The sequence below is a fragment of the Paraburkholderia phenoliruptrix genome, from assembly GCF_902859825.1.
GTDB classification, from domain to species: Bacteria; Pseudomonadota; Gammaproteobacteria; order Burkholderiales; family Burkholderiaceae; genus Paraburkholderia; species Paraburkholderia phenoliruptrix.
In genome coordinates this window covers 67,625-90,666 of the sequence record NZ_CADIKB010000023.1, presented here as the reverse complement: position 1 = coordinate 90,666, position 23,042 = coordinate 67,625, and the positions used below count along the sequence as shown (strand labels likewise).

Here is a 23,042-nt window from a genome sequence, read left to right as displayed (position 1 = left end):
TCGGGTCAGCCATGCTCCATTCACATTCGTTGTCCCCACTCGTTATTCGCGGCCGCTCGCTACTGCCGATCGTGCAGGGCGGCATGGGCGTCGGTGTCTCCGCACACCGGCTCGCGGGTAGCGTCGCGCGCGAGGGCGCGCTCGGCACCATCGCCAGCATCGACCTGCGGCATCACCATCCCGATCTCGTTGAACGCTGCCGCCAGTCGCCCGAACGCGCCACGCTGGACGAGGCGAATCTTACGGCCCTCGCGCGCGAAATCCATGCGGCGAAGACACTCAGCGAAGGCCGCGGCATGATCGCCGTCAACGTGATGAAGGCGGTCAGCGCGCAGGCGGATTACGTGCGCGTCGCCTGCGAAAGCGGCGCGGACGCGATCGTGATGGGCGCAGGCTTGCCGCTCGATTTGCCGGAGATGACGCAAGGCCACGACATCGCGCTGATTCCGATTCTGTCGGATAGCCGCGGCGTCTCACTCGTGCTCAAGAAGTGGATGAAGAAAGGCCGTTTGCCGGACGCGGTCGTGATCGAACACCCCGCGCATGCGGGCGGGCATCTCGGCGTGAGCAACATCGCGGATATGAACGACCCGCGCTTCGACTTCATGCGCATTATCGAGGAACTGGGCGCCGTGTTTGTCTCGCTCGGACTCGATCGCCGGGACGTGCCGTTGATTCTCGCGGGCGGCATCAATAGCCACGAGGCCGTGCGCAGGCTGCTCGACGCCGGCGCGAACGGCGTGCAGCTGGGCACGCCGTTCGCCGTGACCGAGGAAGGCGATGCGCATCCCAACTTCAAGCGCGTGCTGGCTGAGGCGGCCCCGGAAGACATCGTCGAATTCATCAGTGTGACCGGCTTGCCGGCGCGTGCCGTGAAAACGCCATGGCTCACGCGCTATTTGCGGCACGAGGCGCGGATTCGCGAGAAGGTCGGCGCGCTCAGGCATGCGTGCCCGACCGTGCTCGAGTGTCTGAGCGTGTGCGGCTGGCGCGACGGCGTGGAGAAGTTCGGCCACTTCTGCATCGACACGCGGCTTGCCGCGGCGCTGCGCGGCGACGTGGCAAACGGCCTCTTTTTCCGCGGCAAGGAAGCGCTGCCGTTCGGCTCGGCCATTCGCAGCGTGCACGACCTGATCGAACTGCTGCTGACCGGCGTGATGCGACCGGCTGTCGCAGGCCGCTGGGCGTTCTCGCTCGGTTGATGGGCGTCAAACGGCCGCCCGGCCGCAGCTTCGACAATCCACGCACATCACCACTATTCGGGGAAGCAAATGAAACTCTTGCTCAGCAACACAGTCAGGGCTGCCGTTGTGGCCTCGGCCATGTTTTGCGCGGCCGCGTTGACGACTGAGGTCCATGCAGAGGCGAATGCCGCCGGCGACGACGCGATGAGCGGCATTCACGCCGGCGACGTGCTCGTGCGTCTGCGCGCGATCAGCATCATGCCGAGCGTCTCGACGACAGGCGCGCTGTCCACGCTGAACACCGACGTGAACAACGCGACCGTGCCCGAGCTGGATCTGACCTACATGATCCGCGATTACCTCGGCGTCGAACTGATTCTCGCGACTTCGCGGCATCAACTGACGTCGAGCATCGGTGGGTTGGGCGGCGTGAATGTGCTGCCGCCGACCTTGCTGCTGCAATATCACTTCAATCACGCCGGGCGCGTGCGCCCCTACGTCGGCGCGGGGATGAACTACACGCTGTTCTACAACAACGGCCTGCACGCGGGCGGGCAGCCGGTGTCGATCCGCAATCACAGCTTCGGTCCGGCGTTGCAGGCGGGCGTCGACGTGCAGGTCACGAAGACGCTGTTCGTCAACGCGGACATCAAGAAAATATGGATGCACACGGACGCGTCGCTCGGCGGCCAGCCGCTTGGCCGCGTGAGCATCGATCCGGTGGTGGTGGGGCTTGGCGTCGGCATGCGCTTCTGACGACGCGGGCCAGCGCATGAACTAAGCCTGCAGGCGGCTATGCCGGGACGTCTGAAGCGGCGCCCGGCGAATGTCTCACAGCCTGTCGTTCTGAAAGCGCATGGCCGTGCCTTCCTGCTCGATGCGCGTCCACACGGCGCGCTTTTCTTCGTCGCTCATGAACACCCAGTTGGATACCTCGCCGGCCGTGCGGCCGCAGCCCTTGCAGACTTCGTCGAAAAGGGTCGAGCACACGCCGATGCAGGGGCTGTCGGGAAGAGCATGAAGATTGGAAGCCATCGGAAACCTTGCAGCAGGAAAGCGGAGTTCCGCTATGTTAACCGATACGCGGCGCGAGCCCAGGTGCGCCGAGCCGCGCACTCGCCCCCGCCACTTCATCGCGCAATGCTGTAACCGATCCGCGCCATCCAGTGCTGACGGTTGTTGTAGTCGAGCAGATCCTCGCCGTAGCCGTTGAAATAGCCGATCCACAGATAGCCGCCCCACGCGCTGCCGATGAGCTTCGCGAGCGGATAGGTGAATTGCGTGTCGACGCTGCCGTACCAGTGCTTCGTGCCTTTGCGCAGCGTGGTGGCGAGTTGCCAGCCGTCCGGGCTGCCGTATTTGACGAGCAGGTCGACGTAGCCGCGATAGGCTGCAATATCGGGGTTGTTCTTTGTGCCGAAGTAGTAGTAGATCTTCGGCGACACCGTCAGATGGTTCGCCGTCAGATCGCCGAATTCCCATGTGGGGCGGATAAAGGGCATGTTGATGCTGCGCGAATTGTTTCCGCCTTTGCCGTTCGATTCATGCGCGACGCCGGCGGCGAACCCCATCCTCGTGAAGAACGGGCTGCGCCAGCCTGTGTCCGGCACGTAATAGAACAACTGCGGCGAATACGTCGTGTCGCGAAACGGCCGCGAAGCCGCGGAGAGGTCCCATACCGACGTCTGCGTATAGGCGAAGTACAGGTTGTCGGTGAACGCTTTGGAGCGCAGGTCGTCCGGAATACGCAGGCGATACTTGAAGCTCAACTGCAGCCGCGCATTCGTGTCGCCGTTGTGGCCGGCGGCAAAGTACACCGGCTCGTAGTAGGAGAGGTGAGCGAACACGCCGCGCCCGGTCGTCGACAGCGAGTCGCCTGGCGGGGAGATTGCGTCGCCCGAGGGGCCGTCGAGCACCGCGGCCGTCGCCGCGGCCTGCGCGGGCGTGCTCGCGTGCGCTTCGCTGCGCTCGGCCTGTGCGATCGCGTCCTGGTCGCGGCCGCGATTGATGACGACGAGCGCGGGCGAAGCGTCGAAACCCAGCGGGTCGATGCGCACTTCGCCGCGCGCCGCGTCCGGCCAGGGCGCCGTAAAGCGCACCTTGCGGAACTGGCCCGGCCGCAGACGCAGCGTGTCGGGCACGCCCGCCTCGCGTGCGAGTTCGAGCGGCCGCGGGGATTGTTCGCCGCCGCTCAGGTTCACGCGCAAGGTGTACGGAACGGTGACGGTGAGCGGGGTGGCGTCGTCGGCGGAATAGAGCAGTGTGAGCTGCAGCGGCTCGTTGGCGGCGGCGATGCGCGCCGGCTGCAGCAGCGCGACCGTGGCGGCCGCGTCGCCTGAGTGCGCGCTCAACAAGGCCAGCACCGCGAGAGCGCCCGCGAGTCTGCCGCGGCCGACGTGCCGGGGCGCGCGGCGTTGCGTCATGAAGGCGCGGTCGGTGATGCGATTGAGTGAAGCAACAAGACGCGCGAGGCAGAAGGAAACAGGAGGCATGGGCTGTCGTCCAGGGCGAGGGCGCGCGAGCGAAACGGCGCGAGGCTTGTAGGGCCGCGGGTGCGCGGCAACCACGGGCGAACGGGTCGCCGCCGCCGTGCGAGTGCGCGTATCAACTGCCGAACGCCACCTGCCACAGCAGCGCGCCGTTGAGCAGGATGATGAAGCCCGCCGACAGCCACGCCAGCACGAGCGGCACGCCGTGCACGCGCCAGCCGCGCATCAGGCGGGCATCGGATGCATAGCGGATCAGCGGCACGACGGCGAGCGGCAATTGCAGGCTCAGCACCACCTGGCTTGCGACCAGCAACTGGTTCGAGCCTTCCTGGCCGAACATCGTCACCGCGACGAGCGCCGGTCCGATTGCGAGCGCGCGGGTGAGCAGCGCGCGCTTCCAGCGCGGCAGACGCAGTTGCAGAAAGCCCTCCATCACCGCCTGGCCCGCCAGCGTCCCCGTGACGGTCGCGCTGAGGCCGCACGCGAGCAGGGCGGCCGCGAACAGAATGCCCGCCCAGCGCGTGCCGAGGAGCGGCGCGATCAGACGATGGGCGTCCGCGAGATCCGTGACGTCGCGGTGGCCGCTCGAGTAAAACACCGCCGCCGCGACGATCAGCAGTGCCGCATTGATCACGAAAGCAAACAGAAGGGAGCCGATGGTGTCGATATTGACGACATGCAGCGCGGCCCGGATCTGCGCGTCGCTGTGGTCCGGCGCATGGTGCTTGACGAGCGACGAGTGCAGATAGAGGTTGTGCGGCATCACCGTCGCGCCGACGATGCCCGCCGCCAGCCACAGCATGCCCGCGTTGCGCAGCAGCGCGCCGCTCGGCGCGGTACCAGCGAGCGCTGCGTGCCAGTCGGGCCGCGCGAGCGCCAGTTCGATCACGAAGCACAGGCCGACGAAGCCGATCAGCGAGGCGATGACCGCTTCCAGCTTGCGGCCGCCTTTCTGCTGGAGCGCGAGCAGCGCGAACGTGCAGACCGCCGACATCAGGACGCCGACCGTCAGCGAAACGCCGAGCAGCAACTGCAACGCGACGGCGCTGCCGACCACCTCGGCGACGTCGCAGGCGATGATCGCCACTTCGCTCGTCAGCCACAAAAAGATCGTGCGGCGCCGCCCGGAACGCTCGCGGCAAACCTGCGCGAGGTCGCGCCCGGTGACGACGCCAAGCCGCGACGACAGCCATTGCAGCAGCATCGCCATCAGGCTCGACAGCACCACCATGCCCAGCAGTTGATAGCCGTAGCCGGCGCCCGCGCCGAGCGCCGTCGCCCAATTGCCGGGATCGATATAGCCGACGGCGATGAGCGCGCCCGCGCCGACGAACGAGAACCAGTGCGCGGGGCCTCTTTCGGGCAGACGTCGACGGCGGTTTGGGCGCAGCGCGAACGGATTCGTGTTCATGGATGCCTGAGGTCAAGGACGGCCTGATTTCGCAAGGCTTGTGCCCGGTGGGACGGTTGGCGGCCAGCCAACGTGCCGGCGTCACGCGGCGGGCGATATTGGGCTGCAGTTTGCCCGGCGGCGGCAGACGGTTGCCGGCGAGCCTGAACCGGCCAACCGAGCCGACTGAGCCCACGAAGCCCACGCCCGCGGCCCACGCCGCCGTACGTGCTGTCAGCTATTGTGCGCCGTCGTCCGGCTTCGCGCCGGCTCGCGATCCGCGCGCGAAGCTTGCTGCAAGCCTGCATCGGGCCAGCCCGCGCCCGATACTCGATGCCCACCGGATAGCCGGCCAGCCCGCCGCCTTGCCGGCGCCCGGCCCGCCGGGGTTTTTTTCAGGTAGACACGCGCCGATAACCCGCTAAAATTGCGCCCATTTTCCGGCGGCGCGGCTTGCGCTGTACCGTTTGCGCGACAGTGCGGCATTTTTTTTGGTCCGCGCAATAATTAATGGTAGTTTTCGGGTTTTTCAGGGGAGCCGCAGGCGCAGCATAGGCGCTGCATCGCGGCGTGCGTGAGGACGGCCGGCTCGGACCGGTCTGGATCGGAGAACGGAATGAAAAGACGGGTAGTGGGGCAAGTGGCTGCGCTGGTCTTGTGCGCGGCGCCGTGGCTGACGGCGGCAGCGAAAGATACGCAGCTCAACGTGTATAACTGGTCCGATTACATCGCCAAGGACACCATTCCGAACTTCACCAAGCAGACCGGCGTTCAGGTCAAGTACGACAACTACGACAGCGACGACACGCTGCAAGCCAAGCTTCTGACAGGCAATTCCGGTTACGACATCGTCGTGCCGACCAGCAATTACGCCGGCAAGCAGATCGCGGCCGGCATTTTCGCGCCGCTCGACAAGTCGAAGCTGCCCAATCTCAAGTATCTGGACCCGTCGCTGATGGCGCTCGTCGCCGGCGCGGATCCGGGCAACAAGTTCACGGTGCCCTGGGCCTACGGCACGACCGGACTCGGCTACAACGTCACGAAAGCGCAGCAGATCCTCGGCAAGAACGTGCCGCTCGATAACTGGGACATTCTCTTCAAGCCGGAAAACATCTCCAAGCTGAAGGCCTGCGGCGTCTCCGTGCTGGACGCGCCGGACCAGATGTTCGCCGCCGCGCTGCACTACATCGGCAAGGACCCGATGAGCACGAACCCGGCCGACTATCGCGCCGCGCTCGCCATGTTGAAGAAAATCCGTCCGTATATCACGCAGTTCAACTCGTCGGGCTATATCAACGATCTGGTCGGCGGCGACGTGTGCTTCGCCTACGGCTGGTCGGGCGACGTCGTGATCGCGAAACATCGCGCGCTCGAAGCGAAGAAGCCCTACAAGATCGAGTATTACATTCCGAAGGGCGGCGCCCCTGTCTGGTTCGACGTGATGGCGATTCCGAAGGACGCGAAGAACAAGGAAGCCGCGCTCGAGTGGATCAACTACATCGAAACGCCGCAAGTGCACGCCGCGATCACCAACGCCGTGTACTACCCGAGCGCGAACCTCGAAGCGCGCAAATACGTGGACAAGGACGTCGCGAACGATCCGGCCGTGTATCCGCCGCAAGACGTCATCAAGACGCTGTTCCTGCTGAAGCCGCTGCCGCCCGAAGTGCAACGGCTGCAGACGCGGCTCTGGACCGAGTTCAAGTCCGGCCGCTGACCGCGGCCGGAATGAACGGGTCGGCATCATCAAGAAGCCCTCGGTTGTTCACCGGGGGCTTTGTTCGTCAAACGCCGGAGTAATGCATTGTGATGAGTAGTGAGCAGTCGGGCGCGCTGGACCGGACGGCCGTGCCGCCCGCCGGCAGCAACGCCGCGGTCAGCGACGCAGCCGACAATTTCGTGCAGGTTGTCGACGTCGTGAAGAAGTTCGGCGAAACCGTGGCCGTGAAAGGGGTCAATCTGTCGGTGAAGAAGGGCGAGCTGTTCGCGCTGCTCGGCAGTTCCGGCTGCGGCAAGTCGACCTTGCTGCGCATGCTGGCCGGGCTCGAAACCGTGACCTCGGGCAAAATCCTGATCGACGGCGAGGACCTCGCGCAACTGCCGCCGTATCGGCGGCCGGTCAATATGATGTTCCAGTCGTACGCGCTTTTCCCGCACATGACGGTCGAGTCGAACGTCGCGTTCGGTTTGAAGCAGGAGGGCGTGCCGAAGGCCGAATTGAAGGAGCGCGTGCAGACGGCGCTCGAACTCGTCCAGATGGGCCGTTTCGCGAAGCGCAAGCCGCATCAGCTCTCCGGCGGCCAGCAGCAGCGCGTCGCGCTCGCGCGCTCGCTGGTGAAGCGGCCGAAGCTGCTGCTGCTCGACGAACCCATGTCCGCGCTCGACAAGCAGATCCGTCAGCGCACGCAGATCGAACTGGTGAACATTCTCGACAAGGTCGGCGTGACCTGCATCATGGTGACGCACGATCAGGAAGAAGCGATGACGATGGCGAGCCGCCTCGCCGTCATGAGCGAAGGCGAGATCGTGCAGCTCGGCACGCCGCACGAAGTGTACGAGTATCCGAACAGTCGCTTCTCGGCGGAGTTCATCGGCTCGACGAATCTGTTCGAAGGTCATACGGTCGAGGACGAGCCCGATCACGTGTTCATCGAAACGCCCGATCTGACCTGCCGGCTCTATGTGAGCCACGGCATTACCGGTCCGCTCGGCATGCCGGTGACGATCTCGGTGCGGCCCGAGCGCATCGCGCTCACGCGCAAGCCGCCCGAGGGCGCGTTCAACTGGGGCAAGGGCGTCGTCTCCAACATCGCGTACATGGGCGGCTACTCGCTCTATCACGTGAAGCTCGACGGCGGCAAGACCGTGATCGCCAACGTGACGAGCCTTGCGCTCACCGAGATCGATCCGCCCACGTGGGGCGACGAGGTATACGTGCGCTGGAGCGCATCGGCCGGCGTGGTGCTGACGTCATGAGGCGCGCGTTCAATTCGTGGCTCGACTGGCCCGTGCGCCGCTTCAACCTGAGCGGGCGCACTGCGGTGGTGGCCGGCCCTTTCGTCTGGCTGCTGCTGTTTTTTCTGGTGCCGTTCCTGCTGGTCGTCAAGATCAGCTTTGCCGATTTGCAGCTTGGCATTCCGCCGTACACGGAGCTGACGAACTTCGCGGACGGCGCGCTCAGCATCAAGCTCGATTTGTCGCATTACGCGTTTCTCGTCACGGACAGCCTGTATTTCGCGACCTATGTGAATTCGGTCGTGGTGGCGGCAATTTCGACGCTGCTGTGCCTGCTGATCGGTTATCCGATGGCGTATTACATCGCGCGTTCGAATCCGGCGCGACGTAATCTACTGATGATGGCCGTCATGCTGCCGTTCTGGACGTCGTTCCTGATTCGCGTGTATGCGTGGATCGGCATTCTGAAGAACAACGGACTGCTGAATAATTTTCTCATGTCGGTGGGGCTGATTCATTCGCCGATCGAGCTGTATCACACGAATACCGCCGTTTATATCGGCATGGTGTATTCGTACTTGCCGTTTCTCGTCATGCCGCTCTACGCGCATCTCGTGAAAATGGACATGACCCTGCTGGAAGCCGCATACGACCTCGGCGCAAAGCCGTGGAAAGCGTTCTGGCAGATCACCTTGCCGCTTTCGAAGAACGGCATTATCGCGGGTTGTCTGCTGGTATTCATTCCGGCGGTGGGCGAGTACGTGATTCCGGAATTGCTCGGCGGCGCGAATACGCTGATGATCGGCCGCGTTATGTGGAACGAGTTCTTCGATAACGCCGATTGGCCGATGGCTTCGGCCGTGACGTGTGCGATGGTGCTGTTGCTGTTGGTGCCGATGGCGTTTTTCCAGTACGCGCAGGCGAAGGCGATGGAGGAAAGACGCTGATGAAGCCGAACCGGATTCTGCAGTTCACCGCCCTGGCATTGGGCTTTCTGTTTCTGTATGTGCCGATTGTCAGTCTGATCGTCTATTCGTTCAACGAATCGCAGCTCGTTACCGTCTGGACGCGTTTTTCGACGCGCTGGTATGCGGCATTGCTGCACGACGACGAACTGATCGCCGCCGCATGGCTTTCGTTGAGGGTGGCGGTGCTGACGGCGTTTGCGTCGGTGATTATCGGCACGTGGGCGGGTTTCGTGCTCGCGCGCATGGGGCGTTTTCGCGGTTTCACGCTGTATACCGGCATGATCAACGCGCCGCTTGTGATTCCCGAAGTGATTCAGGGCATATCGTTGCTGTTGCTGTTCATCGAAATGGCCAAGTGGCTCGGCTGGCCGGCGGGGCGCGGCATTTTCACGATCTGGATCGGCCACGTAATGCTGTGCATTTCGTATGTGGCGATTATCGTGCAATCGCGCGTGAAGGAATTGCATCCTTCGCTCGAGGAAGCCGCGCTCGATCTCGGCGCGACGCCGCTGCGCGTCTTTTTCTCGATCACCTTGCCGTTGATTTCCCAGGCGCTCGTGTCGGGTTGGCTCTTGTCTTTTACCCTGTCGATCGACGATCTGGTGTTGTCCGCGTTCCTGTCCGGGCCTGGATCGACGACATTGCCGCTGGTGGTGTTCTCGCGCGTCAGGTTGGGCCTGAATCCCGAGATGAACGCTTTGGCCACCTTGTTCATTGCGGTGGTGACTGTCGGAGTCATCGCGGTGAATTACTTCATGCAGCGGGCCGAGAGAAAAAAGATGGGCGTGATGGCGTGAGTTCCCGGTGGCCTTTCCTCGATGCCCGCGCTGCAATCGCGGAAAGGCCGACGGTTTAATGTGCCCTAAACCCGGTAGCCGATTCTGACGCCGCCCCAATGCTGTCCCTGCACAAAAATCGGCGCGGACGCATCCTTCATCAAAACAAACTCGCCGCCCCCCATGTCGCGGCGATATGTTTGCAGCAGAAACTTCTTGGTATGCGAGCCGGCGGCAAGCCCGGTACGGTCGTTAAATAGGCGCCGGTTGCGGCAATTGGCCATATTCCACACCACATCGTCACGCTGCGGCAACGAGAACTTCAGATTGTGCGTCGGCAGATAACCGCGCACGTCGATCGCGGCGCAGAATGCGACTCGCGGATCCAGGTTCAGTAACGGCTCCTGAATCGCCGGCAAGACGCGGTCGGTGAAAGCCGTAAAGCGCGTCATGAACTGCGGCGGATTGCTGCCCGGCACGGGCACATAGTGTTGATCGAAGAGATCGTCGAGCGAAATTTCGCCGCGCGCCACAGCCGCCTCGAACGCCTTGCTGACCGCGGCAGCCGCATCCTGCACGGCCTCGATAAAGCGCGTGTCCGCGGTTTCCACGCCCGCCGCCGCGGTCAGCTCGATCAGGGTCTCCGAGACGCCGAGAAGATTGCCGAGCCGATCTTTGGCCTGCACGAAGTTTTCACTCGAATCTTCGACGCCGCTCGCCATGTCCAGCACCTGCGCCTCGAGTCCGCCGCATTGCGTCTCGATCTCGCCGGTCAGCGCGGCAATCTGCTCGGCCTCGTTGTTCAGATGCGCGATGGCGTCGCCCGTCGCATGCACGACGTCGCCGATCTTGCGCGTGCCCTCGCGCACCCGATGCGCCCGCTCGGTGTTCACCGAACCTTCGTTGATCAGCTGCTCGGTCTGCTGCGTAAGCTGGGCGAGCGTCGTCTCGATCTGGCCCGTCGCCTGCGCGGTTTTCGCCGACAGGTTCTTCACCTCGGCCGCCACCACGGCGAAGCTGCGCCCGGATTCGCCGGCGCGTGCGGCTTCGATCGCTGCATTCAGCGCGAGCAGGTGGGTTTGCCGCGCGATCAGCGAGATTTCCTCGGAGACGCGGCTGACATGGGCCAGCGCGCTGCGCAGTGCGCCGATCTGACTTTCGATCACCGTCACGCCTTCCACCAGCCCGTGGATGTCGGCGAGCGACGCCTCCAGCGTCTCCTGCGACGCCTCGACGCCGGTCGCCGCTTGCGCCGATACGTCACGCATGCCGCGCGCGGCGGTGGCTATCCGGTGATTGCCCGCGAGCGTCTGCGCGGCCGACTCGCGCAGCGCGCGGCACACCTGCGCCTGATGCTGGACGCGCGCGGCGACTTCATCCACGTGGCCTGACACATCGCAGATTTCGATACCCAGTTTGCCCGCCTGCGCGGCGATATCGCCGACGACCCCTTGTGAACGGGCCGGCCGCCGAAAGCTGAAACGCGACATGAACGTCTCCTTGATGACGCTAGCAACGCTGCCGCAGCGCACTCGTCGTGCGCGAACACAGCGTCTTCTCGATGCGTTTACGGCTCGCTTTCGGCCGACTTGATACGGGGTATCCCGCAGTCGTTATCATGTGCGCTCCGGCGCCGCGGCCGGCCTGGAGAGGCGGGCCGCCGCGGCCATTCCCGAGCAACGGTAACGATGATCGAATCTTTCGCGCGCGTTTCGGGCTGGCAACAGCTCTATCATTTGTGGCAGTTGATCGCCATGCTCTGCCAATTTCTCTGGAGCCTGCTGCGGTTTCTCGGAGGCGGCGGCTAGCACCGCTCTTGACGCCGCAAGACCCAGTTCGCGCCATGCGCTCCTTCATCCCGCCAGCGCAGGAACAGCGGTTTTCCCGGCGTCCGCGCCGAGAAAGGCACGCAGGTCGGCCAGCACGCGCTCGGGCGCTTCCTCCATCGGAATATGGCCGAGGCCCGGATACATGACCGACTTCGCGCCGGGAATGCGCTGCGTGAATTCAGCGGCGTGCGCGGGCGGAATCCAGCGGTCGTTCGCGCCCCACAGCACGAGCGTCGGGACCGTCAGCGTGCTGAGCACAGTCGTATCCAGTTCGGCGAAGTCGAGCGTCGGTACCATCTTGCCGATCGCGGTGCGCGTGCCTTCGCCGTGAAAGAACTCGACGTAGCGCCGCAACGTAAGCGCGTCGATTTTGCGTGGATCGCCATACACGTTGCGCACTGCGCTTTTGATGATCGCCTCGGGCAGCCAGCGCGGCGAACTCGCGCGCACCAGCGCGCTGTTGAAGAGGCCGATGTAAATCGGAAGCCGCATCGGAAAACCCGCCGAGTCGATCAGCACGAGCCGCTCGACGGCCTCGCGGTGCCTCACAGCGTAGTCCCACGAAATAAGCCCGCCGAGCGAATTGCCGATGAAGGTCGCTCGCGCAATGCCGAGAGCCTGCAAGAAGGTGTCGATGAGACGCCGGTAGGTCGGCAGGTTCATCGTTTCGATCGCGCCCGTGCTTGAGCGCAGCGGACCTGTCACGCCGAACGGCGGCAGGTCGAGACGGATCACGCGGTAAGCGTGCTTGAGCTCATCCGCGACACGGTCCCATGTGTGCAGCGACGACGCGAAACCGTGAATCATCACGATGACGCCGCCGCCCCGATCGCTGCCTTCGTCGACGTAATGCACGTCGGCGCCCATGATGCGGATGAATTTCGAGCCGCTTTGCGTATAGCGCCGCCGCAATTCGTCGCGCGGTACGCTCGTGATGCCGAGCCGCGCGGCGAGCGGGCGGCGTGGCAGCGGGGCAGTGGAGCTCGGTCCGGAGCTAGTCGACGACCGACATTCGATGCTTGCCATGTTTTTGTCTCCCTTGTTATTTGAATCGGACTCCTGATAGACATGAAAGTGAACGCGAAACCGGGCCACTCGAAATTGGCGCTTCCGGCCGTCCCATCAAGGCAAAAAGCGATAGTCGCCCGGCCGCGCGCGGCGAGTTCGTTTGCGAAAGCTGAACGTGAATCCGGGCCACAGCGCGGTGACTTTGCCGCTTTGCGTCTGATACCAGCTATGGCAGCCGCTCGACCACACCGAGCGCCGCATATCCTGCTGCAGGCGCGCGTTGTAGTCGCGCTGTACGTCGGGCCGCAGGTTCATCGCGCGCGCGTTGCGCTCGCGCAGCACGCGCAGGCAATCGGCGATGTACTGCACTTGCGACTCGATCATGTAGATCATCGAGTTGTGGCCGAGCCCGGTGTTCGGCCCGACGATCATGAAGAAGTTGGGAAAGTCGGCAACGCTCACGCCGAGGTACGCTTCCGGGCCGTCGCGCAGCCACAGCGCGCCGAGGTCCGCGCCGCCGACGCCCGTCACCTCGAACGGTGCGCGCACGTCGTTGACCTGAAAGCCGGTGCCGCAAATGATCGCATCCACGGCATGATGCACGCCGTCTTCGGTAACGATGCCGTCCACGACGATTTCGCGGATGCCCGTCGTGATGACATTCACATTGGGTTCGACCAGCGCGCGATAGTAGTTGCTCGACAGCAGCACCCGTTTGCAGCCGAGGCGGTAGTTCGGCGTGAGCTTGGCGCGCAGCTCCGGGTCTGTCACGCGCCGGCGCAGATAGCTCGTGCACAGCTTCATCGGCCGCTTCATGAGTTGTGGAGTCCTGATGAATGCAATGGCCTGTGACTCGAGCCTCCAGTAGATCGCGCTGCGCACGAACCGCTGCGTGAACGGCAGGTGCTCGAATAGCCAGCGCGCGCGCGGGCCGATAGGTTTGTCCGGCTTCGGCATGATCCACGGCGCCGTGCGCTGGAACAGATCGAGTCGCGCGACCTGCGGCTGGATTTGCGGCACGAACTGGATTGCGCTCGCACCCGTGCCGATGACGGCGACGCGCTTGCCTTCCAGCGAATACGCGTGGTCCCAGCGCGCGGAATGGAAGAGCTTGCCTTTGAAGCTGTCGAGCCCTGGAATGCGCGGCATCGCAGGGCGCGACAGCGGACCGCTCGCGCCGATCAACACGTCGGCTTCGATATGCTCGCGCGCCCCGCCCGCATCGAGCTCGATTTGCCACACATGACGCGCTTCGTCAAAGCGCGCGGCCACCACGCGCGTATTGCAACGCACGTACGCTTCTACGCCGTACTTGCGCGCGCAATGTTTCAGGTAAGCCAAAATTTCGGCCTGTCCGCTGAATACGCGCGACCACGCCGGGTTCGGTTCGAATGAAAACGAATAAAGATGCGAGGGCACGTCGCAACCGGCGCCCGGATAGGTATTGTCGCGCCAGGTGCCGCCGATATCCGCGGCGGCTTCATAGATCGTGAAGGACGTGATGCCCATTTTTTGCAGCCGCACGGCCATGCCAATGCCCGAGAAGCCGCTGCCCACGATCGCGATGCGCGGCGTGACGGCTTGGTAGGATGCGGCGGATAAGGCGGATGTCACGTCGGTCTCCTGCAAAGGGTTCGGGCGCGATCGGCGCGCACGGCAGGCAGCGTAGCCGTCGACGGTAGCCGCTCAAACGTAACGCGCAGAGTAGACAACTGTACACATCGCGTCAAGATCGTTTAGAGTACCTCTATTAAACGCGCGTCCCGCGCGCTGATTCAAAGCCCACCATCAAAGCCATGAGATCGGTATTGGAAGGAGCGCGAAAGCCGGAGCCCGACACAGAGGGCGCGCACGATTTGCCGGCGGGCAAGCGCAAACTGATCGAGGCGGCTTTGCGCCTGACGGCGGGCGGACGCAGCTTCGCGAGTCTCGGCCTGCGCGAGCTCGCGCGCGAGGCCGGTCTGAATCCGAACACGTTCTACCGTCATTTCGACACGCTCGACAATCTCGCGCGCGAGGCGGTCGACTCCGTCAGCCAGCGCTTGCGGCCCATGCTGCGCCGCGAGCGCTGGCTCGCCGCGCACGACGAGCCGCATAACGTGCCGCGGCGCGCATGCGTCGCGTTCTTCGTGTTTGCGTTGGACAACCGCGAGGCGTTTCTCAGCGCGTTGGCGGAATATCACGGCACGTCGCCCGCGTTGCGCGACGCGGTGCGCGCGACGCTTCACGCGGTGTCGGCGGAAATGGCCGACGACGTCGTGCAATTGCAGCTCATGCCGGCACTCGCGCGCGATGTCGTCGATGAAGTCTGCACGCAGGTCGTGCTGCAGCTGTTTCATCTGTCCGCCGAGTATCTGAATGCGGACGCTGCACGCCGCGATGCGCTCATCGACTATGCCGAGCGTTTTATCGTGCGGCTCTTTGCCGGCTCCGTGCTGCTCGCGCAGCAGGAAGAAGAGCGGACGCCGGTTTCCCGGCGCGCGTGATGGGCTGAACGTGCAGGCAAAAAAACAGGCTCCGTGGGGGGAGCCTGTTTGCGTCGTCTATCACAATGCGCGGTTTGAATAACGGTGCGAAAGCTCAGGTATCGTCGCTCCAGCCGCCGGAATCGTCGTTGCTGCCCATGTCGATGCCGCCGCCGTTGTCGCTCCAGTCGTTCGACCCCTGGCCGAAGTCGAGGCCGCCGCCGTCGCCGTTACCGCCGCCGTTGCCGCGGCGGCGCGCTTCATCGTCGACGATCACGTCGCGTTCCACCACGCGTTCGCGGCCGGAGTTCAGCGCTTCACCGAGCAGCACGCCGGTCAGCAATCCGCCCATGCCGCCGCCGAAACCGCCGCCTTGCTGCACGACGACGGGCGGCTGCTGTTGATACGGTCCTTGCTGCGGATAGGGCGCTTGCGGCGGATTGCCGAAGCGCTCGGCTTCGCGTGCGTACGGCGACTGCTCGCTGCCCGCCGCGGCGGCCGCGTTCGGATCTGGCCGGCCTTCGGCGCGCGCCCGCAGGCTGCCGATGCGCTGCTCCAGTTCGTCGAGCTGATAGGGCGGCACGGGATTCTTGCCGTTCGACAGGGTTTCGACCAGCGTGCGCAACTGGTCTTCGGTGGCTTCCACTTCCTTTTCCAGCGCTTCGTGGCCGGGCGCGGTGGAGAGCTTCACGTCGAGTTTCAACGAGCGCACGGCGTTGAGCAGATCGGTTGCACGCTTGAGTTGCGCGCGACGCTCGTCGTCCGCGCGGGTGTCGTCCTGCGTGCGGGCGCGGCGCAAGGTCCAGCGCAACACCAGCGCGATCATGCCGACGAGGATCAGAAGCCCGACCCACATGCCGATGCCCGGACCATGGCGCTCGGGCGCTTTGGGCGCGAATCCCGGCTGCTGCTGAACGGCCGGTGCGTTTTGCTGGACGAAGGGATTGTCGGCGCGGCTCGTCGACTTTGCGCCGGTGTTGCCCGCGCGCTCGGCGTCGCGGCGAAGGCGTGCCTCGACTTGCGCGAAGCGCGTCGGGTCGGTGAAACGAATTTGCGGGTCGAGCGTCTTCGCCTGTTGAAGCTGTGCGAGCGCGTCGCCATAACGGCCTTCGCGATCGAGCACCTGGCTGTACAGGTAATGCGCGCGCGCATTGTTCGGATGCGCCTGCAGCACTTCGGAGAGGCCCGCGTCGGCCTGCTGCCAGTTGCCTTGCGACATCGCGGATTCGATCTGCTGAACCGTGGGTACGGCAAACGCCGCCGCCGACACGAGCATCAGCGAGACGAATGCGCCTGCAATCAGTTTTTTCATGTGCGGACCGGGCGCGAGGCGCCCGTCTCCTTCAGTCGAGTGTGACGGCCGGCGATCCGGGGGCGGCCCACCGTCATGCACTACTCACGCAATTACTGGGCCGGCGTATTGAGCTGCTTTTTCAGAGCTTCCAGACGGTCGTCCACCGACGGGCCGCGGTTCAGGTCCGCCAGTTTGTCGTCGAGCGCCTTGCCGCTTTTCACGTCGGCGGAATTCAGGCGGGCGTCGGAGCGGGCATTCGAGAGCGCAACCTTGTCTTCGAGCTTCTGAAAATCTTCGGACAGGTTCTTTCCGCCGATACCGCCGAGCGCCGTCGCGGCGACATCTTTCGCCTGCGCGATCTGCTGCTTGGCTTGCAGAATATTGGACCGCGCATTGAGGTCGTTGCGCCGCGCGCGCATGTCTTCAATCTGGCTCTTCAACTGCGCGACGGAAGGCTCCAGCGTGGCCAGTTCTTTCGTGAGCGCGTCGCGTTCCGCCTCGGCAGTGGCTTGCGCGCCGAGCGCTTCACGCGCGAGGGCTTCGTCGCCAGCTTGCAGCGCGCGCTTTGCGCCGTCTTCGTATTTCTTCGCCTTGTCGGCGGCAACGTCGCGCTTGCTTTGTTGCGTGGCGACCTGCGCCTGAATCTCGATCAGCGAATTTTCGGCCTTGCCGATGCTCTCGTCGAGCTCGCGCACGATCTGGCGCGAGTCGCGCGACGGGTCTTGCACGGAGTCGGCCGCGTCGTTCAGGAGACCTTTTAGCGTGCGCGAAATGCTGTCAAAAAGCGACATGAAAACCTCCAAGGAATGGTGTCGGCGCTGAATAATTTCCGCGCGTTCAACTGCTTGCCACTGCTACTTTACGCCGCCGCGCGACAGGCCGCGCAGCGTTCGGACCGCAGGTCGGGGCGTGCGCGCCAAATGCAATAGCGGATGCGCAAATTGTCCGGCTCGCTCGCGCATGCATGGCCCGATGAAGCGTGCAGGCTTTGAAGTTCAACATGCGCGTGGCGCCCTCGGCAGTTCGCGGATATTACACCACGGGCTCTCTTAAAATGCCCTTAAAGGGCACGATGACAAGTGATGCGCGCGCAAGGCGAGTGTGCGAGCGGCGAGTGTCGCCGGCGTGAATTGCGCGCGAGGGCGCGAGTGCAAATTTACAGACGACGCATGCGGGCTCGAAGGCGCCGCGTCGCGCATCGGCGTGGTACTGCGATTGCGTTTCGCTCACGTAAAGCGTTACGCGAAGCGGCCGCCCTCGGGACCCAGGTCGCCTTCCGCGTCATCGTCGTCGCGCACCGTGTCGAGGCGTGGGCGCTTCAACACGCTCTTCACGTGCGTCCGGGTGCTGAGCGCCGCGGGCGCGGTCTCTTCGGCGGCCGCCGCGCGGGCTGCGGCGATTCGGGCGACGGCCTCGGCGGTCGCGACGGCGTCTTCGTCGATTTCGGCGGTGAGGGCGGCCAGCACATCGGCGGGCAGGAGCGGGGCAGCGGGAGCAGGGGGCGGGATGCTATCTGCAGGCGCTCTGACGGCGGACGTGGTCGACCGGCGCATCGCGCGGCCGTCCGTGCCGCCTGCTGCATCCGCTAGCGCGTTGCCCGCATGCTCATTCGCCTGCAAGGCTGCGCCCGCGTCGCTGCCCGCACGCGACTGCAAGGCTGCAGGCAATGATGTGCGCGCGTGCGCCGTGTCGTGTGCGAGCCGCTGCAGCGCCGCGTCGAGTGCATCCGGCGCGCGCGGCGCGTTGAGCCGATCGACGATGCTCGCTGCTTTCACCTGCTCGCTCGTCGCGCCGAAACTGAGCACCGCACGCCGCATGAGCTCGCTGACGCTGATGCCCAGTTCGTCGGCGGTGGCGGAGATCGCGCGCTTCTGCGCGGGCGTGACGAATACGACGATGCGTTCGCTGGGCTTTGTCATGATCGGCTCGGATACTTGTTGGCATGGCGCTTCGCGGCGCGCATCGGCGTGCGCGCAATCCATCATATGACGAGTTGCACCGATGGGAAACGGGCGCGTCGTGAAAATGCCGTGACATCAACGGCTTGTCGCGCTTTTTGTGGGTTTGTCCACAGGCCTTTCAACATTTTCTGTTGATAACTCGGGCAGTGTGCGCAAGCGCATCGAAAGCTTGCCGAATCTACTCGGCCCTACGCCGCCGAGCCCCGGCGCGAAGGGAATTCTTACAAAAAAACTGCGTTGAGCGCCGCTTGATTTCTTTAAAATGCGCTGTTACGTTGCGCCGGTCACTGTCCCTGGCGCGCCGTGGCGACTCGCGGGGGCAAAGAGTCGCGCGGCGGTTTGCGTCCGGACAACGCCCGCTCAGGATTCATGCGCGCCTCATGCGCGAGAACAAGGCGCTGAGTCACGCGCCCACTATTCCAGACATGCCTATCATCAAACGACCGCATTCTTCGCAATCTCCGGCCGGTCAAGACCGGGACTCCTACCGCCGAACTGAGGGACGCAACGCCGCTTCGCGCGACGCCGGCGAAGGCGGCCGCTCGCTCGGCGCGAGCATCGCCCTGTGGTTCGCGAGCTTCATTGCGGTCATCGCCGTGGTGGGCGCACTGATCCTCGGTTATGCGCTCGTCGTGATGGGGCCGCAACTGCCTTCGCTCGACGCGCTGACCGACTATCGCCCGAAGGTGCCGCTGCGCGTCTACACGGCGGACCACGTGCTGATCGGCGAATTCGGCGAGGAACGGCGCAGTCTCGTGCGCTTCCAGGACATTCCGGATCAGATGAAAAAAGCGGTGCTCGCCATCGAAGACTATCGCTTCTACGAGCACGGCGGCGTTGACTTCGTCGGCATTCTGCGCGCGGGCTTCGCGGACCTCGCGCACGGCGGCGCGTCCCAGGGCGCGAGCACGATCACCATGCAGGTGGCGCGCAACTTCTTCCTGTCGAGCGAGAAGACCTACACGCGCAAGATCTACGAAATGCTGCTCGCGTACAAGATTGAACGCGCGCTGACAAAGGACCAGATTCTCGAGCTGTACATGAACCAGATCTATCTGGGCGAGCGCGCTTACGGTTTTGCGGCGGCGGCGCGCGTGTACTTCGGCAAGGACCTGAAAGACATTACGCTGGCCGAGGCGGCCATGCTCGCGGGTTTGCCGAAAGCACCGTCCGCGTATAACCCGGTGGTGAACCCGAAGCGCGCGAAGATCCGTCAGGAGTACATTCTTCGGCGCATGCTCGAACTGCGCTATATCAGCCAGCAGCAGTACGATCAGGCGGTGAAGGAAGAGATTCACACGCGCAATCCCGGCAACGAATACAGCGTGCACGCGGAGTACATCGCCGAAATGGTCCGGCAGATGATGTACGCGCAGTACAAGGACGAGACCTACACGCGCGGCCTGAACGTGACGACCACGATCGACTCCGCGGACCAGGACGCCGCCTATCGCGCGGTGCGCAAGGGCGTGATGGATTACGAGCGGCGCCACGGTTATCGCGGACCCGAGGGTTTCGTGCAACTGCCGGCGGCGGGCGACGACCGCGACCAGACGATCGACGACGCGCTCACCGACCATCCGGATAACGGCGAAATCATCGCCGCCGTTGTGACGGACGCGAGTCCGAAGCAGGTGAAGGCGCAACTGGTCGACGGCACGCAGGTCACGATCAGCGGCGAAGGGCTGCGCTTCGTGGCGAATGCGCTCAGCGCGCGCGCCGCGGCCGCGACGAAGATCAAGCCGGGCTCGATCGTGCGCGTCATGAGCGACGACAAAGGCAACTGGCAGATTACGCAACTTCCGCAAGTGGAAGGCGCGCTCGTGTCGCTCACGCCGCAGGACGGCGCGATCCGCGCGCTCGTCGGCGGCTTCGACTTCAACAAGAACAAGTTCAACCATGTGACGCAGGCATGGCGTCAGCCGGGTTCGAGCTTCAAGCCGTTCATCTATTCGGCGGCGCTCGACAAGGGGCTCGGGCCGGCCACCATCATCAACGACGCGCCGCTGTACTTCCCGTCGAGCACGCCCGGCGGCGAAGCCTGGGAGCCGAAGGACGACGACCAGCCCGACGGCCCGATGCCGATGCGCCTCGCGTTGCAGAAGTCGAAGAACCTCGTGTCGATCCGCATCCTGTCCTATATCGGCACGAAGTACGCGCAAGACTTCGTGACGCAGCGTTTCGGTTTCGACGCCGACAAGACGCCGCCCTATCTGCCGATGGCGCTCGGCGCGGGACTCGTCACGCCGTTGCAGTCGGCGGGCGCGTATTCGGTGTTCGCGAACGGCGGCTATCGCATCAATCCGTATCTGATCAGCGAAGTGACGGACGCGCGCGGCGAGCCGCTTTCGAAGGCGCAGCCGCTCACCGCGGGCCGCGACGCGCCGCGCACGCTCGAGCCGCGCAACGCGTACATCATGAACAGTCTGCTGCATTCGGTCGCGACGGCGGGCACGGGCGCCGGTACCAACGTGTTGCATCGCTCGGATCTGCAGGGCAAGACCGGCACGACCAACGACGCCAAGGACGGCTGGTTCGCCGGCTATCAGCAGTCGCTCGTCGCGGTCGCGTGGATGGGCTACGACCAGCCGAAGACCCTCGGCAGCCGCGAATTCGGCGCACAGCTCGCACTGCCTATCTGGGTCGAGTACATGCAGCGCGCGCTGCGCGGCGTGCCGCAAAGCGAGCCGGCGCAGCCTGACGGCGTGACCACCGTCGACGGCGAATTGTTCTATTCGGATATGACGCCGGGCAATGGTTTTGTCGCGAGCATCGGTCTCGATTCCGCCAATCCGACAGCGGGCGTGAGCGATGCAGTCGGCGGCGTGGGGCCGGCGGGCATGACGCCGCCGGCGGTGCCGCCGCCGAGCGTGTCGTCGAATGAGAAGAAACAGATCATGGATCTGTTCGAGTCGAACAAGCCTTGACGGCAGGAACGTGGGCGCGCCGGCGGGCTTGCATCCACCGGCGCCGCGCTTCATAAAACCCTACGCGTCAAGCACTTGAATGCGCGGTCCCGAGGTTATCAACAAGGCTGTCAACAAAAACTGGGGATAACCTCGGCGAACACACAGGTTGTGTGCGCTTTCCCATTGACACTTGGCAGGTGTCATGCATCATTTCGCACCGCGCCGCATTACTCCAATGCGTTCAACGGCTTAGCCCGCTTGTCAGAAGGTTTTCAACAGGCTCTTCAACATCGGTTGGGGATAACTGCGAACCCTGCTTCCTGTCGGCCGCCACCGGCAAACTGCCCATCGCCTGAAAGAGCGCCGCCGTATCCGCGAGCCGCGCGCTCGTGTAGCGGATCTCGTCGAGCTGCGCATTGCGAAACTGCTGCTCGCTCGCGCGCGCCGACGCGAGCGGCACAGCGCCGAGCCGGTAACGCCCCGACGTTTCATCGAAAATGCCCTGCGCCGAACGCGCCGCCGTGTTCGCGGCGTGGAGCGCCTGTGCGTCATGTTCGAGCGCGGCGAGCGTGTCGGCGACATTCTGGAACGCGGCGAGCACCGTTTGCTTGTATTGCGAGACGGTCGCCTCGTAAGTGTTCATGGCCGCGCGGCGTTGTGCCGCCAGCGCACCGCCGTGAAAGAGCGGCTGCGACAGCGAGGCGCCGATGCTCCAGATCGCGCCCGCGCCCGACAGCGCGACGGGCCAGCTAAAGCCGCCTTGTCCCATCGACGCGCTCAGCGACAGGCTCGGAAACATCTGCGCGGTCGCCACGCCGACATCGGCGGCGGCGGCTTTCAGGGCGGCGTCGGCGGCCTCTACGTCCGGGCGTGCGCGCAGCAGCTCGCTCGGCACGACGACCGGCACCTGCTCGGGCAAATGCAGTGCGGCCAGTTCGAGGTCGCCGGGCGCGGCGTCCGGCGTGCGGCCGAGCAGCACGGCGAGCGCGTGACGCGTGCTCTGCCATTGCTGTTTGAGCCCGGGCAGACTCGCCGACACGCTCGCCGCGCTTTGTTGCGCGCTCAACTGATCGGCATGCGAAACGGCACCGAGCGCATAGCGCCGCGCGGCGTCGCGCGCCTGATCGTCGGCGAGCGTCACGAGCCGTTCCGTCGTGTCGATCTGCGCGCGCAACGCGGCGCTCGTGATCGCGGCGCTCACGATATTGGCGGCGAGCGCGCGCCGCGCGGCATCGAGTTGGTACGCCTGCACGTTCACGCGCGCGGCCAACGCGGCATCGGCGAGACGCGACGCGCCGAACAGGTCGATCGTGTAGTGCGCCTGCAATTGGCCCACGAAGATGTTGTAGAGAAACGTGTTCGAGCCGATCTCGGGAATCGCCAGCGCGCGGTTGCGCGTGGCCTGGCCGCCCGCGTCGATGGTGGGCAGCATCGAGCTGCCGACTTGCGCGCGCAGTTGCTCACGCGCGGCGGCGAGCGTCTGTTCGGTAGCGGCAAGCGACGGGCTGTTACGCAGCCCTTCGTCGACGAACGCGTTCAGCGCATCTGACCTATACAGCGTCCACCATTCGGGCACCGGCTTCGCACCGACCATGAACTGCTGTGCAACACCTTGCGCGGCCACTGTTTGCGCGGGCTGCGGCTCGCTGCCGTAGTGGACAGGCTGCGGCAGCGCCGGCGGCTCGCCGTTCGGTCCGAACGAGCAGGCCGCCAGCGTCAGCGTGGAGACAGCAAGGGCGGCGCTCCACGCGAGGCGCGCCGGTGCGAGAAACGAAGCGCTGCGGCAAAGCCGCGAATCGGCGAAGTAGGTCATG

Annotated in this window: 18 protein-coding genes; 8 read left to right on the top strand and 10 right to left on the bottom strand. The window is 64.6% G+C overall.

The window, feature by feature from the left end; all coding sequences use genetic code 11:
• Positions 1-11: 11 nt before the first annotated feature.
• Both HV711_RS21310 and HV711_RS21305 read left to right on the top strand, forming a co-directional pair.
• Positions 12-1,202 carry an NAD(P)H-dependent flavin oxidoreductase gene (locus HV711_RS21310; protein ID WP_035479739.1) on the top strand — a complete coding sequence of 397 codons (1,191 nt, stop codon included), beginning with the start codon at positions 12-14 and terminating at the stop codon, positions 1,200-1,202.
• Positions 1,203-1,271: 69 nt separating this feature from the next.
• Entirely contained in the window at positions 1,272-1,940 is a 669-nt protein-coding gene (locus tag HV711_RS21305; protein ID WP_013588139.1) for an OmpW/AlkL family protein, read from the top strand.
• A gap of 75 nt (positions 1,941-2,015) precedes the next feature.
• Here the strand turns inward: HV711_RS21305 and HV711_RS21300 are convergent, their stop codons facing one another.
• The 3 genes from HV711_RS21300 to HV711_RS21290 form a co-directional block, all read right to left on the bottom strand.
• Positions 2,016-2,219: a DUF1289 domain-containing protein gene (locus tag HV711_RS21300; RefSeq protein WP_013588140.1), complete on the bottom strand. Its 204-nt coding sequence runs from the start codon at positions 2,217-2,219 to the stop codon at positions 2,016-2,018.
• A gap of 95 nt (positions 2,220-2,314) precedes the next feature.
• Positions 2,315-3,676: a phospholipase A gene (locus HV711_RS21295; protein ID WP_035479742.1), complete on the bottom strand. Its 1,362-nt coding sequence runs from the start codon at positions 3,674-3,676 to the stop codon at positions 2,315-2,317.
• A 112-nt stretch (positions 3,677-3,788) separates the two neighbouring features.
• A complete protein-coding gene (locus tag HV711_RS21290) occupies positions 3,789-5,084 on the bottom strand; it encodes an Nramp family divalent metal transporter (RefSeq protein ID WP_015002443.1) in 1,296 nt (431 codons plus the stop codon).
• A gap of 595 nt (positions 5,085-5,679) precedes the next feature.
• Here HV711_RS21290 and HV711_RS21285 point away from each other — a divergent pair.
• The 4 genes from HV711_RS21285 (at position 5,680) to HV711_RS21270 (ending at position 9,783) form a co-directional block, all read left to right on the top strand.
• Positions 5,680-6,780 (top strand): polyamine ABC transporter substrate-binding protein, encoded by a 1,101-nt coding sequence (locus HV711_RS21285; protein ID WP_013588143.1) that lies wholly within the window; start codon positions 5,680-5,682, stop codon positions 6,778-6,780.
• Positions 6,781-6,872: 92 nt separating this feature from the next.
• Positions 6,873-8,039: an ABC transporter ATP-binding protein gene (locus tag HV711_RS21280; RefSeq protein WP_013588144.1), complete on the top strand. Its 1,167-nt coding sequence runs from the start codon at positions 6,873-6,875 to the stop codon at positions 8,037-8,039.
• Positions 8,036-8,965: an ABC transporter permease subunit gene (locus tag HV711_RS21275; protein WP_035479744.1), complete on the top strand. Its 930-nt coding sequence runs from the start codon at positions 8,036-8,038 to the stop codon at positions 8,963-8,965. Before HV711_RS21280 ends, HV711_RS21275 begins: the two co-directional genes overlap by 4 nt.
• Complete coding sequence (locus HV711_RS21270; RefSeq protein WP_013588146.1) at positions 8,965-9,783, top strand: ABC transporter permease subunit; 819 nt, start codon at positions 8,965-8,967, stop codon at positions 9,781-9,783. Before HV711_RS21275 ends, HV711_RS21270 begins: the two co-directional genes overlap by 1 nt.
• Before the next feature lie 65 nt (positions 9,784-9,848).
• Here HV711_RS21270 and HV711_RS21265 read toward each other — a convergent pair whose 3' ends face one another.
• From HV711_RS21265 to HV711_RS21255, 3 genes are all read right to left on the bottom strand, one after another.
• Complete coding sequence (locus HV711_RS21265; RefSeq protein ID WP_028361145.1) at positions 9,849-11,252, bottom strand: methyl-accepting chemotaxis protein; 1,404 nt, start codon at positions 11,250-11,252, stop codon at positions 9,849-9,851.
• A gap of 363 nt (positions 11,253-11,615) precedes the next feature.
• Positions 11,616-12,617: an alpha/beta fold hydrolase gene (locus HV711_RS21260; protein ID WP_015002449.1), complete on the bottom strand. Its 1,002-nt coding sequence runs from the start codon at positions 12,615-12,617 to the stop codon at positions 11,616-11,618.
• Positions 12,618-12,713: 96 nt separating this feature from the next.
• The gene (locus HV711_RS21255; RefSeq protein ID WP_035479746.1) at positions 12,714-14,213 is read right to left on the bottom strand and encodes a flavin-containing monooxygenase; all 1,500 of its coding nucleotides are present in this window, start codon (positions 14,211-14,213) and stop codon (positions 12,714-12,716) included.
• A 182-nt stretch (positions 14,214-14,395) separates the two neighbouring features.
• Between HV711_RS21255 and HV711_RS21250 the strand changes: the two genes are divergently transcribed.
• Complete coding sequence (locus HV711_RS21250; protein WP_051224034.1) at positions 14,396-15,085, top strand: TetR family transcriptional regulator; 690 nt, start codon at positions 14,396-14,398, stop codon at positions 15,083-15,085.
• Positions 15,086-15,179: 94 nt separating this feature from the next.
• Here HV711_RS21250 and HV711_RS21245 read toward each other — a convergent pair whose 3' ends face one another.
• The 3 genes from HV711_RS21245 to HV711_RS21235 form a co-directional block, all read right to left on the bottom strand.
• Entirely contained in the window at positions 15,180-16,376 is a 1,197-nt protein-coding gene (locus HV711_RS21245) for a tetratricopeptide repeat protein (RefSeq protein ID WP_035479747.1), read from the bottom strand.
• A 92-nt stretch (positions 16,377-16,468) separates the two neighbouring features.
• On the bottom strand, positions 16,469-17,149 hold the full coding sequence (locus HV711_RS21240; protein WP_013588153.1) for a PspA/IM30 family protein: 681 nt from the start codon (positions 17,147-17,149) through the stop codon (positions 16,469-16,471).
• A gap of 447 nt (positions 17,150-17,596) precedes the next feature.
• Positions 17,597-18,277 carry a plasmid mobilization protein gene (locus tag HV711_RS21235; protein ID WP_035479812.1) on the bottom strand — a complete coding sequence of 227 codons (681 nt, stop codon included), beginning with the start codon at positions 18,275-18,277 and terminating at the stop codon, positions 17,597-17,599.
• A gap of 467 nt (positions 18,278-18,744) precedes the next feature.
• Here HV711_RS21235 and HV711_RS21230 point away from each other — a divergent pair, with 467 nt between their 5' ends.
• On the top strand, positions 18,745-21,246 hold the full coding sequence (locus tag HV711_RS21230; protein ID WP_035479813.1) for a penicillin-binding protein 1A: 2,502 nt from the start codon (positions 18,745-18,747) through the stop codon (positions 21,244-21,246).
• Positions 21,247-21,469: 223 nt separating this feature from the next.
• On the opposite strand, the gene HV711_RS21225 is transcribed toward HV711_RS21230, so the two are convergent.
• Positions 21,470-23,041, bottom strand: coding sequence for an efflux transporter outer membrane subunit (locus tag HV711_RS21225; RefSeq protein WP_035479750.1), 1,572 nt, complete (start codon positions 23,039-23,041; stop codon positions 21,470-21,472).
• Position 23,042 lies beyond the last annotated feature (1 nt).